The 14,757-nt window shown below is 62.2% G+C and carries 19 protein-coding genes; 13 read left to right on the top strand and 6 right to left on the bottom strand.

What is annotated here, in order from left to right; translation table 11 throughout:
• Nucleotides 1-81 precede the first annotated feature (81 nt).
• Nucleotides 82-1,818: an arginine--tRNA ligase gene (gene argS, locus VXM67_RS03700; protein ID WP_023378217.1), complete on the top strand. Its 1,737-nt coding sequence runs from the start codon at nt 82-84 to the stop codon at nt 1,816-1,818.
• Nucleotide 1,819: 1 nt separating this feature from the next.
• Nucleotides 1,820-2,518, top strand: a complete 699-nt coding sequence (locus VXM67_RS03695; RefSeq protein WP_023378216.1) for an SPOR domain-containing protein — start codon at nt 1,820-1,822, stop codon at nt 2,516-2,518.
• A 41-nt stretch (nt 2,519-2,559) separates the two neighbouring features.
• Here the strand turns inward: VXM67_RS03695 and VXM67_RS03690 are convergent, their stop codons facing one another.
• Entirely contained in the window at nt 2,560-2,979 is a 420-nt protein-coding gene (locus VXM67_RS03690; protein ID WP_023378215.1) for a TM2 domain-containing protein, read from the bottom strand.
• Nucleotides 2,980-3,147: 168 nt separating this feature from the next.
• Between VXM67_RS03690 and VXM67_RS03685 the strand changes: the two genes are divergently transcribed.
• Nucleotides 3,148-3,774 carry a C40 family peptidase gene (locus VXM67_RS03685; protein ID WP_023378214.1) on the top strand — a complete coding sequence of 209 codons (627 nt, stop codon included), beginning with the start codon at nt 3,148-3,150 and terminating at the stop codon, nt 3,772-3,774.
• A 75-nt stretch (nt 3,775-3,849) separates the two neighbouring features.
• Here the strand turns inward: VXM67_RS03685 and VXM67_RS03680 are convergent, their stop codons facing one another.
• Nucleotides 3,850-4,848 (bottom strand): type IV pilus twitching motility protein PilT, encoded by a 999-nt coding sequence (locus VXM67_RS03680; RefSeq protein WP_027907908.1) that lies wholly within the window; start codon nt 4,846-4,848, stop codon nt 3,850-3,852.
• A gap of 65 nt (nt 4,849-4,913) precedes the next feature.
• Here VXM67_RS03680 and VXM67_RS03675 point away from each other — a divergent pair, with 65 nt between their 5' ends.
• The 9 genes from VXM67_RS03675 to VXM67_RS03635 all read left to right on the top strand — a co-directional run bounded on the left by VXM67_RS03675 (nt 4,914) and on the right by VXM67_RS03635 (nt 11,484).
• Nucleotides 4,914-5,600 (top strand): YggS family pyridoxal phosphate-dependent enzyme, encoded by a 687-nt coding sequence (locus VXM67_RS03675; protein WP_023378212.1) that lies wholly within the window; start codon nt 4,914-4,916, stop codon nt 5,598-5,600.
• A 38-nt stretch (nt 5,601-5,638) separates the two neighbouring features.
• Nucleotides 5,639-6,457: a pyrroline-5-carboxylate reductase gene (proC, locus tag VXM67_RS03670; RefSeq protein ID WP_202675815.1), complete on the top strand. Its 819-nt coding sequence runs from the start codon at nt 5,639-5,641 to the stop codon at nt 6,455-6,457.
• Between the two features lie 10 nt (nt 6,458-6,467).
• Entirely contained in the window at nt 6,468-7,058 is a 591-nt protein-coding gene (locus VXM67_RS03665) for a YggT family protein (protein ID WP_023378210.1), read from the top strand.
• Nucleotides 7,059-7,147: 89 nt separating this feature from the next.
• Entirely contained in the window at nt 7,148-8,287 is a 1,140-nt protein-coding gene (locus VXM67_RS03660) for a homoserine O-acetyltransferase (RefSeq protein WP_027907907.1), read from the top strand.
• Nucleotides 8,288-8,294: 7 nt separating this feature from the next.
• The gene (metW, locus tag VXM67_RS03655; RefSeq protein ID WP_023378208.1) at nt 8,295-8,915 is read left to right on the top strand and encodes a methionine biosynthesis protein MetW; all 621 of its coding nucleotides are present in this window, start codon (nt 8,295-8,297) and stop codon (nt 8,913-8,915) included.
• A 21-nt stretch (nt 8,916-8,936) separates the two neighbouring features.
• Nucleotides 8,937-9,371, top strand: a complete 435-nt coding sequence (locus tag VXM67_RS03650; protein WP_023378207.1) for a DUF4426 domain-containing protein — start codon at nt 8,937-8,939, stop codon at nt 9,369-9,371.
• Nucleotides 9,368-9,964 carry an RdgB/HAM1 family non-canonical purine NTP pyrophosphatase gene (rdgB, locus tag VXM67_RS03645; protein WP_023378205.1) on the top strand — a complete coding sequence of 199 codons (597 nt, stop codon included), beginning with the start codon at nt 9,368-9,370 and terminating at the stop codon, nt 9,962-9,964. Before VXM67_RS03650 ends, rdgB begins: the two co-directional genes overlap by 4 nt.
• Nucleotides 9,961-11,148, top strand: a complete 1,188-nt coding sequence (gene hemW, locus VXM67_RS03640; protein WP_104882287.1) for a radical SAM family heme chaperone HemW — start codon at nt 9,961-9,963, stop codon at nt 11,146-11,148. Before rdgB ends, hemW begins: the two co-directional genes overlap by 4 nt.
• A 9-nt stretch (nt 11,149-11,157) precedes the next feature.
• Nucleotides 11,158-11,484: a DUF3392 family protein gene (locus VXM67_RS03635; protein WP_023378203.1), complete on the top strand. Its 327-nt coding sequence runs from the start codon at nt 11,158-11,160 to the stop codon at nt 11,482-11,484.
• A 214-nt stretch (nt 11,485-11,698) separates the two neighbouring features.
• Here VXM67_RS03635 and trmB read toward each other — a convergent pair whose 3' ends face one another.
• The 4 genes from trmB to VXM67_RS03615 all read right to left on the bottom strand — a co-directional run bounded on the left by trmB (nt 11,699) and on the right by VXM67_RS03615 (nt 13,955).
• Nucleotides 11,699-12,421, bottom strand: a complete 723-nt coding sequence (trmB, locus tag VXM67_RS03630; RefSeq protein WP_023378202.1) for a tRNA (guanosine(46)-N7)-methyltransferase TrmB — start codon at nt 12,419-12,421, stop codon at nt 11,699-11,701.
• Between the two features lie 9 nt (nt 12,422-12,430).
• Nucleotides 12,431-13,225 (bottom strand): thiazole synthase, encoded by a 795-nt coding sequence (locus VXM67_RS03625; protein ID WP_023378201.1) that lies wholly within the window; start codon nt 13,223-13,225, stop codon nt 12,431-12,433.
• Between the two features lie 54 nt (nt 13,226-13,279).
• On the bottom strand, nt 13,280-13,480 hold the full coding sequence (thiS, locus tag VXM67_RS03620; protein WP_023378200.1) for a sulfur carrier protein ThiS: 201 nt from the start codon (nt 13,478-13,480) through the stop codon (nt 13,280-13,282).
• A 103-nt stretch (nt 13,481-13,583) separates the two neighbouring features.
• Nucleotides 13,584-13,955 carry a DUF423 domain-containing protein gene (locus tag VXM67_RS03615; protein ID WP_023378199.1) on the bottom strand — a complete coding sequence of 124 codons (372 nt, stop codon included), beginning with the start codon at nt 13,953-13,955 and terminating at the stop codon, nt 13,584-13,586.
• A 64-nt stretch (nt 13,956-14,019) separates the two neighbouring features.
• Between VXM67_RS03615 and mtgA the strand changes: the two genes are divergently transcribed.
• A complete protein-coding gene (gene mtgA, locus VXM67_RS03610) occupies nt 14,020-14,730 on the top strand; it encodes a monofunctional biosynthetic peptidoglycan transglycosylase (protein WP_202675813.1) in 711 nt (236 codons plus the stop codon).
• Nucleotides 14,731-14,757 lie beyond the last annotated feature (27 nt).

The raw sequence follows: 14,757 nt of genomic DNA, 5'->3' as shown, positions 1-14,757 counted from the left end.
GCCCCAGCAACGGATAATGCCCAGTTTTTCCACCTGCGCATCCAGGCGCTCCACCGCGCTTGCGGTCGAAAAGAGAACCCCATGAAAGACACCATTCGCCAGCTGATCCAGCAAGCCCTCACCCAACTCGTCACCGACGGTGTGCTGCCTGAAGGGCTGTCGCCGGCGATCCAGGTGGAAAACGCCCGGGACAAGACCCACGGCGACTTCGCCAGCAACATCGCCATGATGCTGGCCAAGCCTGCGGGCATGAAGCCCCGCGACCTGGCCGAAAAGCTGATCGATGCGCTGCCGGCCAGCGCCGACATCAGCAAGGTCGAGATCGCCGGCCCAGGCTTCCTGAACTTCTTCCAGAACACCGACGCCCTGGCCAACCGCCTGGACGCCGCATTGGCCGATGCCCACCTGGGCGTGCACAAGGCGGGGCCGGCGGAAAAGGTCGTGATCGACATGTCGGCGCCGAACCTGGCCAAGGAGATGCACGTCGGCCACCTGCGTTCGACCATCATCGGTGACAGTGTCGCGCGCGTGCTGGAATTCCTCGGCGATGACGTGATCCGCCAGAACCACGTGGGCGACTGGGGGACCCAGTTCGGCATGCTGCTGGCGTATCTGGAAGAAAACCCAATCACCAGCGACGAACTGTCGGACCTGGAAAACTTCTACCGCGCCGCCAAAAAACGTTTCGACGAATCCGAAGAGTTCGCTACCCGCGCCCGTGGCCTGGTCGTGAAGCTGCAAGCCGGCGACCCGGATTGCATGGCGCTGTGGACACGCTTCAAGGACATCTCGCTGTCGCACTGCCAGAAAACCTACGAGTTGCTCAACGTCAAACTGACCATGGCCGACGTGATGGGCGAAAGCGCCTACAACGATGACCTGGCCAATGTGGTCGCCGACCTCAAGGCCAAGGGCCTGCTGGTCGAAGACCAGGGCGCACAATGCGTGTTCCTCGAGGAATTCAAGAACAGCGAAGGCGAACCTCTGCCGGTAATCGTGCAGAAAGCCGACGGCGGCTACCTGTACGCCACCACCGACCTGGCTGCAGTGCGCTACCGCAGCAACGTGCTCAAGGCCGATCGCGCCCTGTACTTCGTTGACCAGCGCCAGGCCCTGCACTTCAACCAAGTGTTCGAGGTGGCCCGCCGTGCCGGCTTCGTCGGCCATCCGATGCGAATGGAACACATGGGCTTCGGCACCATGAACGGCGCCGATGGCCGTCCATTCAAGACCCGCGACGGCGGCACCGTGAAGCTGATCGACTTGCTTACCGAAGCCAAGGAGCGCGCCTACACCCTGGTCAAGGAAAAGAACCCAAGCCTGGCCGAGGACGATCTGCGCCACATCGGCGAAGTGGTGGGTATCGGCGCTGTCAAATATGCCGACCTGTCCAAGCACCGCACCAGTGACTACAGCTTCAACTTCGAATTGATGCTCAATTTCGAAGGCAATACCGCCCCCTACTTGCTGTACGCCTACACCCGCGTAGCCGGCGTTTTCCGCAAGCTCGGCAAAGGCTTTGACGAGGTCGAGGGCAAGATCGTATTGCAGGCGCCCCACGAGCAGGACCTGGCCGCACGCCTGGCGCAGTTCGGCGAAATCCTCAACAACGTCGCCGACAAAGGCACTCCGCATGTACTGTGCAGCTACCTGTACGACCTCGCCGGCCTGTTCTCCAGCTTCTACGAGAACTGCCCGATCCTGGCTGCCGAGAACCCGGAACAGCAGCAAAGCCGCCTGCGCCTGGCCGCACTGACCGGCCGCACCCTGAAACAAGGTCTGGAACTGCTCGGCCTGGAAACCCTGGAGCGCATGTAAGTTGGCTGCCAAGAAAAAACCTGCTCCCAAGCGCGGCGCGAGCCGTCAACAGGCGCCGACCAAGCAGCCGATCCCAGGCTGGGTATGGCTGGCGGTCGGTCTGACCGTGGGTGCCTTCATTGTCTTCCTGATGAAGCTTGAACCAGGTGGCGGCGACATCAAGCGCACCAAGCCGGAACAGCAGAAGCCAGAAAAGGTGGCAGAAGCCAGCAAGACGGCTCCGGTCACCCCACAGCAGCCAGTGAAACCGAAGTACGACTTCTACACCCTGCTGCCAGAGTCCGAGGTGATCGTGCCACCGGAGGCTGTACCGGAAAAGACACCCCCAGTACCGGCACAGCCGGTGACCCCGGTCACACCCGCTGAAGCCGCCAAGATCGACACCGCCCGCGCCCAGGCAGCCCTGATGGGGCAAACGCCGCCTCCGGCACCACCAGTGATCAAGCCTGCGGCCACCACCCAGTTCTTCCTGCAGGCAGGCTCGTTCCGCAAGCAGGCCGATGCCGACAAGGTGCGGGCGCAGATCATTCTGCTCGGCCAAGCGGTCAAGGTGGAGTCCGGCACAGTCAAGGAAGAGACCTGGTACCGCGTGCTGGTCGGGCCGTTCAGCAACCGTGAACAGCTGACCGTGGCCCAAAAGCAATTGGCAGGGGCTGGCTTCAGCAACCTGTTGCTGCAGCAGCGACAAACCCGCCAGTGAAGAAAGGCCTTGCCGCCCAACGCGACAAGGCCTTTTTTCTATCAGCGGCGCTCGGCGTTGACCTGCGAGATCTGGCTGTTCAGCGTCCAGAAGTCATACAGCACGCCCAACAGGAACAGCCCGCCGGTGAAGAAGTAGATGATCGCGCTGATCCATTTGCCCTGGTAGAGGCGATGTGCACCGAAGATCCCCAGGAACGTCAGCAAGATCCAGGCAAGGTTGTAGTCCACCCGCCCCGACTGAAACCGCAGGTCGGCCTCGCGATCCATCGACGGGATCAGGAACAGGTCAATCAGCCAGCCGATGCCCAGCAGGCCCAAGGTGAAGAACCAGATCGTCCCGGTGATCGGTTTGCCGTAGTAGAAGCGGTGCGACCCGGTGAAGCCGAAAATCCAGAGCAGATAGCCGAGTACCTTGCTGTGGGTATCGTGGAACGGCGCCCCCTGTTGATAACTGTTCATTCATAGCCCCCGTGGGTTATCCAAAAATTTTCTAACGGAAAATGTGACTTTTTCGGCGCAGGCCGACGTACGGCAGCATGACAATCGACCAACGGATCAGAACGTGGTCAAAAAGCTGTTATAAAGTTGCGCGCCAACACACACAAAACATTCATAAGAGCTTCAACTATGCCGCCTTTGTTCAAGACATGGCTGACCCTCTGCCTATTATTGCCCCTGGCCGCCCACGCCACCAATCGTGAGCAACGTCTTCCCAACGGTTTCACTGGCTACACCACCAATGCCACGGTGAAACATGCGCCGACCAAGCAGGCCAACCTGCGCGTGCGTCCCAGCAACGTCGCCAACGCTCAATACCAGCCGGTGGCAGCGATGTCGCCCAAGCAGAGCAGCAATGTGCTCAGCCGGGCAGTCAATGTCCTGGGCACCCCTTATCGCTGGGGTGGCAGCAGCCCGACCAAGGGCTTCGACTGCAGTGGGCTGGTGAAATACGCCTTCAACGATGTGGCCGACGTCGACCTGCCGCGCACCTCCAATGCGATGGCTCAGGGCCAGGGCGTGAAGGTGGCGAAGAGCGACCTCAAGCCAGGCGACCTGATTTTCTTCAACATCAAGAGCCGCCGCGTCAACCACGTGGCGATCTACCTGGGGAACGACCGCTTCATCCATGCACCGCGCCGCGGCAAGCGTGTGAGCATCGACACCCTGAGCAAACCTTACTGGCAGAAGCACTATGTAGTGGCCAAGCGGGTCTTGCCCAAGCAACAGCAGCAATTGGCGCTGGCCAAGCGCTAAACCTCAGCGTCGACAAGCCAGCACCTGCAGAACGCACAACAACCTGTAGGCGCCAGCTTGTCGGCGAATAGGCCGCTACAACGCGTCGATCAGCCCTTCTGCCCTCAACGCCTCCATCGCTCCTTCCATCGTCTTCATCCCCGCCGCCGCCCCCGACTGCATCACGGACTGCAACTGCGCCGCTCGCCCCTCTCGGATCAGGTTACGCACAGCGGGCGTCGCCACCAACACTTCCCGCGCCGCCACCCGGCCGCCACCTCTTCGTTTCACCAGCACCTGCGCTACCACCAAGCGCAGCGATTCGGCCAGCATGGCCCTGACCAACGGCTTCTCCTCGGCGGCAAACACCTCCACCAGACGGTCGATGCTGTTGATCGCCGACCGGGTATGGACGGTCGCCAGCACCAGATGCCCCGTCTCGGCAGCCCGGAGCGCCAGACGAATCGTTTCGAGATCCCTCAGTTCGCCGATCACGATGACATCCGGGTCTTGGCGCAGTGCACTGCGCAACCCCTGGGCGAAGTCACGACAGTGGCGTCCGATCTCGCGCTGGTTGACCAGGCTGCGCTGGCAACTGTGGATAACTTCGATAGGGTCTTCCAATGTGATGATGTGCAGCGAGCGCTCGCGATTGAGCTGGTCGACCAGCGCGGCCAGCGTGCTGGACTTCCCGCTACCGGTCGGCCCACCTACCAGGACGAGGCCATCGGTATGTTGGGCAAAAGCTCGAAACACTTCTGTCAGGCCTAACGCTTCGAGTGTGGCGATTCGTTGCGCAATGATCCGCATGGCCACCGCAGGCCCATTCGACTGGCGAAACAGATTCAAGCGGATACGCCCAAGCGAGGGGAGATCGAGCGCCAGGTCCAGCTCATCACCTTGCGCCCACTGGCGACACTGCGCTTCGGCCAGCAAAGGCGCCAGCCCGTCGTGCAGCGCCGTCGCCGACAACGGCGGCAGATCCAGGCGTTGCAGCTCGCCATCCAGGCGAATCAGCGGTACGTCGCCCGCGGCCAGGTGCAGGTCACTCGCCCCTGCAGCCATCGCCCGGGCCAAGAGGTCAGTCACGTCCATGAGACTCCCTAAAGACCATCAAGCAGGTAGAATGCCGCAGACCCATGAGCCGACGGCAGCGATCCATGTCCACCATAGCAGACAACCTTTCCGCCCTCGCCAACCGCATCGAAAGCGCGGCACGGGCTGCCGGGCGTGAGCCGGCCAGCGTCCAACTGCTGGCCGTGAGCAAGACCAAACCGGCCAGTGCCATCCGCGAGATCCATGCCGCCGGTGTCCGCGACGTCGGAGAAAACTACCTGCAGGAAGCCCTGGCCAAACAGGACGAACTGCGCGACCTGCCCTTGATCTGGCACTTCATCGGCCCCATTCAGTCGAACAAGACCAAAGCCATCGCCGAGCACTTCGACTGGGTACATTCCGTGGACCGCCTGAAAATCGCTCAACGCTTGTCCGAACAACGGCCTGCCGGCCTAGCGCCGCTCAACATCTGCCTGCAGGTGAACGTCAGCGGCGAGGACAGCAAGTCTGGCTGTGCTCCGGCCGACTTGCCTGCGCTGGCAAAGGCGGTGGCTGCGCTGCCCAACCTGCGCCTGCGTGGCCTGATGGCGATTCCCGAACCCACCGAAGACCGCGCAGCCCAGGAGGCGGCCTTCGCCAGCCTGCGCCGTTTGCAGGAAGGCCTGGACCTTGATTGCGACACCTTGTCCATGGGCATGAGCCACGATCTCGAAGCGGCCATCGCTCAGGGAGCGACCTGGGTGCGCATTGGCACCGCCCTGTTCGGCGCGCGCAATTACGGCCCCGCCTGATTCCATGCTTTACTCACTCTTTCCCTCAAGGACCTGACATGAGCAAGACACGTATTGCCTTCATCGGCGCCGGCAACATGGCTGCCAGCCTGATCGGCGGCCTGCGCGCCCAGGGCCTGGACGCCTCGCAGATCCGCGCCAGCGACCCAGGTGCCGAAACCCGCGCCCGCGTTCAGGCCGAGCACGGTATCGAAACCTTCGAAAAAAACGCCCAGGCCATCGACGGTGCCGATGTGATCGTCCTGGCCGTCAAGCCGCAGGTCATGAAGGCCGTTTGCGAGGCGCTGTCCCCTGACCTCAAAGCAGGCCAACTGATCGTCTCCATCGCCGCCGGCATCACCTGCGCCAGCCTGCAAGCCTGGCTCGGCCCGCGCCCGGTTGTGCGCTGCATGCCCAATACACCGGCACTGCTGCGCCAGGGTGTGAGCGGCCTGTATGCCACCCAGGAAGTCTCCGACGTGCAACGCCAGCAGGCCGAGCAACTGCTGTCCGCCGTTGGCATCGCCCTGTGGCTCGATGAAGAACAGCAACTGGATGCGGTAACCGCTGTTTCCGGCAGCGGCCCGGCCTATTTCTTCCTGCTGATTGAGGCCATGACCGACGCTGGTGAAAAACTCGGCCTGCCGCGCGAAACCGCCTCCAAGCTGACCCTGCAAACAGCGCTGGGTGCCGCACACATGGCCGTATCCAGCGATGTCGATGCCGCCGAACTGCGCCGCCGTGTCACCTCGCCTGCCGGCACCACCGAAGCGGCCATCAAGTCGTTCCAGGCAAACGGCTTCGAAGCCATCGTGGAACAGGCGCTGGAAGCAGCGGCGAAACGTTCCGCCGAACTGGCCGAACAATTGGGCAAATAAGGAGCTTTTGATGAATGCACTGTCCGGCGCCTTGATTTTCGTGGTGCAGACCCTGGTCAGCCTGTACCTGGTGATCGTCCTGCTGCGCTTCGTGCTGCAACTGGTCAAGGCCAACTTCTACAACCCGCTGTGCCAGTTCGCGGTGCGCGCTACCCAGCCACTGCTCAAGCCGATTCGCCGCATCATCCCCAGCGTCGGTGGCCTGGATACATCCTCGCTGCTGCTGTCGGTGGTCATCCAGGCACTGCTGATGGGCTTCGTGCTGATGGTCACCTACGGGACCTTCGGCGATATCCTGCACCTGCTGATGTGGGCGATCATCGGTATCACCTCGCTGTTCCTGAAGATCTTCTGGGTGGCGATGATCGTGATGGTGATCGTTTCCTGGGTCGCACCGAACAGCCACAACCCTGCCGCCGAACTGGCCTACCAGATCAGCGAGCCGGTGCTGGCACCGTTCCGCCGTATCGTGCCGAACCTTGGCGGCATGGACATCTCGCCGATCTTCGCCTTCCTGGCCATCCAGGTGGTCCAGTCGTTCGTCATGCCTCCGCTGGCGGCCTACGCGGGCATGCCACAAGAGCTGTGGCGGATGATCTGACCCTGGGTGATACCTGGCGGCAAGCCTTCGCTTGCCGCTAGGGGTAGCGCTCTTTAGACTTACGCCTCCGTCAAGCGTGAGCAGGGTCGATGTCCACTGTCCTTCCCGAAGATTCCGTCGGTCTGGTAACACCGCAAATTGCCCGGTTCGATGAACCGTTGGCCTTGGCCTGTGGCCGCTCCCTCGCCAGCTATGAGCTGGTATTCGAGACCTATGGCACCCTGAACGCCAGCGCGAGCAATGCCGTGCTGATCTGCCATGCGTTGTCTGGCCATCACCATGCCGCAGGCTACCATGCCGTCACCGACCGCAAGCCGGGCTGGTGGGACAGTTGCATCGGCCCTGGCAAACCGATCGATACCAACCGCTTCTTCGTCGTCAGCCTGAACAACCTGGGCGGCTGTAACGGTAGCACTGGCCCCAGCAGCATCAACCCTGCCAGCGGCAAGCCTTATGGCGCCGACTTCCCGGTCCTCACGGTGGAAGACTGGGTACACAGCCAGGCGCGCCTGGCCGATCGTCTGGGTATCCGGCAGTGGGCCGCGGTCGTGGGCGGCAGCCTCGGCGGCATGCAGGCCTTGCAGTGGACCATCACCTACCCCGACCGCGTGCGCCATTGCGTCGACATCGCATCGGCCCCCAAGCTGTCGGCGCAGAACATCGCGTTCAACGAAGTCGCCCGCCAGGCCATCCTCACCGACCCCGAGTTCCACGGTGGCTCGTTCCAGGACCAGGGCGTGATCCCCAAGCGCGGCCTGATGCTGGCCCGCATGGTGGGCCACATCACCTACCTGTCCGATGACTCGATGGGTGAGAAATTCGGGCGCGAGCTCAAGAGCGACAAGCTCAACTACGACTTCCACAGCGTCGAATTCCAGGTCGAGAGCTACCTGCGTTACCAGGGTGAAGAGTTCTCCGGCCGCTTCGACGCCAACACCTACCTGCTGATGACGAAGGCGCTGGACTACTTCGACCCCGCCGCCGCCCACGGTGGCGACCTCGCGGCGACCCTGGCCCACGTCAAGGCCGACTATTGCATCATGTCGTTCACGACCGACTGGCGCTTCTCGCCGGCCCGCTCACGGGAGATCGTCGATGCCCTGATGGCCGCACGCAAGAACGTCTGCTACCTGGATATCGACTCACCCTATGGGCACGATGCCTTCCTGATCCCGACACCTCGGTACATTCAGGGCTTCTCGAACTACATGAACCGCATCGCCATCTGAGGACAGCATGAGAGCCGATCTGGAAATCATCCACGACTGGATCCCCGCCGGTAGCCGGGTACTCGACCTGGGCTGCGGTAATGGCGAGCTGCTGGCTTCGCTGCGTGATCGCAAGCAAGTCACTGGCTACGGCCTTGAGATCGACGCCGACAACATCGCCGCTTGCGTGGCCAAAGGGGTCAACGTCATCGAGCAGGACCTGGACAAAGGCCTGGGCAACTTCGCCAGCAACAGCTTCGATGTGGTCATCATGACCCAGGCCCTGCAGGCGGTGGAATACCCCGACCGCATCCTCGACGAGATGCTGCGCGTGGGCCGCCAATGCATCATCACCTTCCCCAACTTCGGCCACTGGCGCTGCCGTTGGTACCTGGCGACCAAAGGCCGCATGCCGGTATCGGACTTCATGCCATATACCTGGTACAACACGCCGAACATCCACTTCTGCACCTTCGCCGACTTCGAAGAGCTGTGCCGCGAACGCCACGCCAAGGTTCTCGACCGCCTGGCGGTCGACCATTTGCACCGCAATGGGTGGGGTGGACGGCTTTGGCCTAATCTTCTAGGTGAAATCGGCATTTATCGCGTTAGCAGCCCTGGCCTGCAGGAGCACCAGCTGGCCGTCTGACGCCCACCGGAGGAATGCACCATGCGTCGACTCGCCCTGTTCCTGATCAGCCTGTGCCTGGCCCTGCCGGTACTGGCTGCCGATGCCGCCAAACCCGATCGCAAGGAAGTATTCGGTGATGTGACGGTCCACTACAGCGCCTTTACCTCGAGCATGCTGCAACCGGAAATCGCCGCCGCCACCGGGCTTACCCGCAGCAAGAACCAAGGCGTGCTGAACATTGCCGTACTCAAGGCCAGCAAGCCAGCGACAGCCGTCGTCAGCGGCACGGTGAAAGACCTGACCGGACGTAGCAGCCCGTTGTCGTTCAAGCAAATCACCGACCGGGGTGCCGTGTACTACATCGCCCAGTTCAAGATCGAACAGGCGGAGACCCTGACATTCGATGTGAATGTCGAAACCGGTGGCGTCAGCCATAAACTCAGCTTCAACCAGGAAGTGTTCCCAGGCGAATGATGAATTTCCAGCAACTCGTATTGGCCAGCCACAACGCCGGCAAGCTCAAGGAACTCCAAGCCATGCTTGGAGCCTCCGTCCAACTGCGCTCGATTGGCGAGTTCAGCCAGGTAGAACCCGAAGAGACCGGCCTGTCGTTCGTCGAAAACGCCATTCTCAAGGCACGTAACGCAGCACGCATCTCCGGCCTGCCGGCCTTGGCCGACGACTCGGGCCTGGCTGTGGACTTTCTTGGCGGTGCACCAGGCATCTACTCGGCGCGCTACGCCGACGGCAAGGGCGACGCAGCCAACAATGCCAAGCTGCTCGAAGCCCTGAAAGACGTCCCACAGGAGCAGCGTGGCGCCCAGTTCGTCTGCGTGCTGGCTCTTGTGCGTCATGCCGACGATCCACTGCCGATCCTGTGTGAAGGCCTGTGGCACGGACAGATCCTGTTCGAGGCCAGTGGCGAACATGGGTTTGGCTACGACCCGCTGTTCTGGGTGCCGGAGCGCAACTGTTCGAGCGCCGAACTGCCTCCTGTAGAGAAGAACCAGCTTAGCCACCGCGCCCGCGCCATGGCCCTGCTGCGTCAACGTCTGGGCCTGGCATGACCGATACGCTGTCCACCCGACCGCACCTGCCGGGTGCGGCGGGTTTCGCCGTGCTACCGCCGCTGGCGCTGTACATCCATATTCCATGGTGTGTACGTAAATGCCCTTACTGCGACTTCAACTCCCACGCTGCCGGGCCTGATTTGCCGGAAGAAGCCTATGTCGACGCACTGCTGACCGATCTCGACCAGGAGCTGGTGGCGGTACAAGGCCGTCCAATCAGCTCGATCTTCTTCGGCGGCGGCACCCCAAGCCTGTTCAGCGCCAACGCCCTAGGCCGCCTTCTGCGTGGCGTCGAGCGGCGCATTCCGTTCGCGGCGGATATCGAAATCACCCTGGAGGCCAACCCAGGCACCTTCGAGCAGGAGAAGTTCAAGGCTTACCGACAGACCGGGATCAACCGCCTGTCCATCGGTGTGCAAAGCTTCCAGCCGGCCAAGCTCGAAGCACTGGGGCGTATCCACAATGGCGATGAAGCGATCCGCGCTGCCGGCATGGCACGGGCTGCAGGCTTCGACAACTTCAACATGGACCTGATGCACGGCTTGCCTGACCAGTCGCTGGAAGACGCACTGGGCGATCTGCGCCAGGCCATCGACCTGGGGCCGACGCACCTGTCGTGGTACCAGTTGACTGTCGAGCCGAACACGGTGTTCTGGAACCAGCCGCCCGAGTTACCGGAAGATGACATTCTCTGGGATATCCAGGAGGCAGGCCAGGCCCTGATGGCCAGCAATGGCTTCGCCCAGTACGAGGTGTCCGCCTATGCCCAGCCGGGCCGACCGGCCAGACACAACCTCAACTACTGGCGCTTTGGCGACTTCATCGGCATTGGTGCAGGTGCCCATGGCAAGCTGACCTTCGCCGACGGACGCATCCTGCGAACCTGGAAAACCCGGCTGCCCAAGGACTACCTGAACCTGGCCAAACCGTTCAAGGCCGGCGAGAAGCTACTGCCAGCCGACGAGTTGCCGTTCGAGTTCCTGATGAACGCCCTGCGCCTGACCCAGGGCGTTGAAGCCGAGCTGTTCACCCAGCGCACCGGCCTGCCGCTGGAACAGCTGGCCGATGCGCGTAGCGCCGCCGAACAAAAGGGCCTTTTGCAGGTCGAACCGGATCGACTGGTGGCCACGCCGCGGGGCCAGTTGTTCCTCAATGACCTGCTGCAGTATTTCTTGACCTAAGGATGACCCATGGATCTGGTACTTGATCTGCTCGCGACCGTTTCTCGCTGGAGCCGCAGCAACCTGTCGGAAATCTCCCTGGCGCTGGTAGGCTGCCTGCTGGTGCTGTTTGGTACCGATATCAAAGGCTGGGTGGAACAACGCCTGGGCGGTCTGGCTGGCGCTCTGCGTGTGCCGTTCATGGCCTTGCTGGTGATGATTGGCAGCGGCGCGGCGCTGATCTACGCCACGCCATGGGTGGTGAAAGGGCTTGGCCAGTTCAACAACTATGCGCTGGCACCGGTACTTCTGGTGGTGCTGGTATTGATTGGCGTGGTGGCTGATCGCCGGGGCTAGAACCTGCCAAAACGGTCCCCAGACACACGCTCTGCGCGAAGTTTCTGAGCGTTGACCCTAGGCTGCCTAGGATGATGTTGCCAAGTGGGCGTTTTCAGTGAGTTCCTTGAGCGAAGAATACTCAGTCCCTTCGCTTGCATAAACCGCCTCTCTCAAGGCGGTTTTTTCGCCTGTATTCCTACAAGTGCCAGCAGATGAAGGCTGAAACAGCCGATCAATCCACCTTCTCGAACTTCAAGTCCCAAACCCCGTGCCCCAAGCGCTCACCACGGCGCTCGAACTTGGTGATCGGACGTTCTGGCGGACGAGGAATGTAGGCACCATCGGCGGCCTGGTTGCGGTAACCCGGTGCAGCGCTCATCACTTCCAGCATGTACTCAGCGTACGGTTCCCAGTCGGTGGCCATGTGGAACACGCCACCCGGCTTGAGCTTGCGCCTCACCAGCTCGGCGAACTCCAGCTGCACGATGCGCCGCTTGTGATGGCGCGCCTTGTGCCACGGGTCGGGGAAGAACAGCATCAGGCGGTCGAGGCTGTTGTCGGCCACGCAACGGTTGAGCACTTCGATGGCATCGCAGTCATACACCCGCAGGTTCTTCAGGCCCTGGGTCAGCACGCCGTTGAGCAACGCGCCAACACCGGGACGGTGCACTTCGACACCGATGAAGTCCTGCTCAGGGGCAGCGGCAGCCATTTCCAGCAGGGAATGCCCCATGCCGAAGCCGATTTCGAGGGTGCGCGGGGCCGAGCGGCCGAACACCTGGTCGTAGTCCACAGGGCTGTCGGCCAGCGGCAGGATGAACAACGGGCCACCCTGGTCCAGGCCGCGTTGCTGGCCTTCGGTCATGCGCCCGGCGCGCATCACGAAACTCTTGATGCGGCGGTGGGGGCGCGCTTCGCCGTCAGCAGTGCTCGGCGTATCTTGCGATTCAGTCATCAGGGGCTCTTACTTGATCAGACCTTCCAGCGGCGAAGAGGCGCTGGCATAGAGTTTTTTCGGCATACGCCCGGCGAGGTAAGCCATCCGACCCGCGACAATGGCATGCTTCATGGCTTCAGCCATCAGGACCGGTTGCTGGGCATGGGCGATGGCCGAGTTCATCAGCACAGCTTCGCAGCCCATTTCCATGGCGATGGTGGCATCGGATGCAGTGCCTACACCGGCATCGACCAGCACGGGAACCTTGGACTCTTCCAGGATGATCTGCAGGTTGTAAGGGTTGCAGATACCCAGGCCGGTGCCGATCAGGCCAGCCAGCGGCATCACCGCGATGCAGCCGGCTTCGGCCAGCTGGCGAGCGATGATCGGGTCGTCGCTGGTGTAGACCATCACGTCGAAACCGTCCTTGACCAGCACTTCAGCGGCCTTGAGGGTTTCGATCACGTTGGGGAACAGGGTCTTCTGGTCCGCCAGCACTTCCAGCTTGACCAGGTTGTGGCCATCGAGCAGTTCGCGCGCCAGGCGGCAGGTGCGCACGGCTTCTACCGCGTCGTAGCAACCAGCGGTGTTCGGCAGGATGGTGTAGCGATCCGGTGGCAGCACGTCGAGCAGATTCGGCTCACCTGGGTTCTGGCCGAGGTTGGTGCGACGCACGGCGACGGTGACGATTTCGGCACCCGAGGCCTCGATGGCCAGGCGGGTTTCTTCCATGTCACGGTACTTGCCGGTACCGACCAGCAGGCGCGACTGGAAAGTACGTCCGGCCAGAGTGAAAGGCTTGTCGCTACGAACGTTGCTCATCGTTGTTCCTCGGGAAAAGGTTGCGGGACTTGCAGGTGAATTGCCAAACCGGGCTTAACCACCACCGATGGCGTGGACCACTTCGACCTGGTCGCCGTCATTGAGCAGCGTGGTGTCATGCTGGCTACGCGGCACGATATCCAGGTTGAGTTCCACCGCTACCCGGCGCCCAGCCAGTTCCAGGCGGGTCAGCAGGGCCGCGACGCTCTCGCCAGCGGGCAGTTCGTAAGGTTCACCGTTCAGTTGAATGCGCATGCGCACGGCCACCATTGTGCTTTGGGGGCCCGCATTCTAGCGCTGATCGACGCTTCAACCCAAGGCCGGCGGACACCATTAGTCGTGAGAGTGGACCGTTCGGTCAACCCAAACGCCAGGCTGCCAGGCCCAGGCACAGCCAACCGGCGAGAAAGCACAGACCGCCGATGGGGGTGATCATGCCCAGTTTGCCCAACCCACTCAGGGTAAGCACATACAGGCTGCCGGAAAACAACAGGATACCCACGGCGAACAGACCGCCCGCCCAACCCACCAGACGCCCTGGCAGGTGCGCCGAGAGCACGGCCACGCCAAGGATCGCCAGGGCATGCACCAATTGGTAGGTGACGCCAGTCTGGAAGACCGACAAATAGTCAGCCGTCAGGCGGCTTTTCAACCCGTGCGCGGCGAATGCGCCCAGGGCGACACCGGTAAAGCCGAAAAAGGCAGCGAGCATCAGGAAGCTGCGAAGCATGGGACGACTCCTTGTATCGGGTCTGTATAATGGCCCGTTCCACCGGTCCGGCCAAGCTATCACCATGCTGTCATCCTTCCTTCGCCGCTTCGCCCGCGCCCTGCTCTGGTTCGCCGCCGGCAGTGTCGTGCTGGTGCTGGTGTTTCGCTGGGTACCGCCGCCAGGCACGGCGTTGATGGTCGAACGCAAGGTCCAGTCCTGGTTCAATGGCGAACCCATCGACCTGCAGCGTGACTGGGAGCCATGGGATAGGATTTCCGATGAGCTCAAAGTGGCGGTCATTGCCGGCGAGGACCAGAAGTTCGCCAGCCATTGGGGCTTCGACATTCCCGCCATACAGGCAGCGCTGGCCTACAACGAGCGGGGCGGCAATATTCGCGGGGCGAGCACCCTGACGCAGCAAGTCGCCAAGAACCTGTTCCTGTGGTCCGGGCGCAGTTGGCTGCGCAAAGGGCTGGAGGCTTGGTTTACAGCGCTGATCGAATTGTTCTGGTCCAAGGAGCGAATCCTGGAGGTCTACCTGAACAGCGCCGAATGGGGCAAAGGCGTATTCGGCGCCCAGGCTGCGGCGCGCTACCACTTTGGCGTCGACGCCAGCCGCTTGAGCCGCCAGCAGGCCGCGCAACTGGCCGCAGTGCTGCCCAGCCCTCTCAAATGGAGCGCCAGCCGGCCGAGCGCCTATGTGGCCAGCCGAGCCGGGTGGATTCGCCGCCAGATGAGCCAGCTGGGCGGACCCAGCTACCTGATGCAGCTGGACGCTTCCCGCAGGCCGTAAGCCGATTGGCAGGATCCGAACACACAA

This window comes from Pseudomonas sp. Rh2, assembly GCF_040762985.1.
In the GTDB taxonomy this organism is placed as follows: Bacteria; Pseudomonadota; Gammaproteobacteria; order Pseudomonadales; family Pseudomonadaceae; genus Aquipseudomonas; species Aquipseudomonas taiwanensis.
This window is presented reverse-complemented; position numbering and strand designations above follow the sequence as displayed.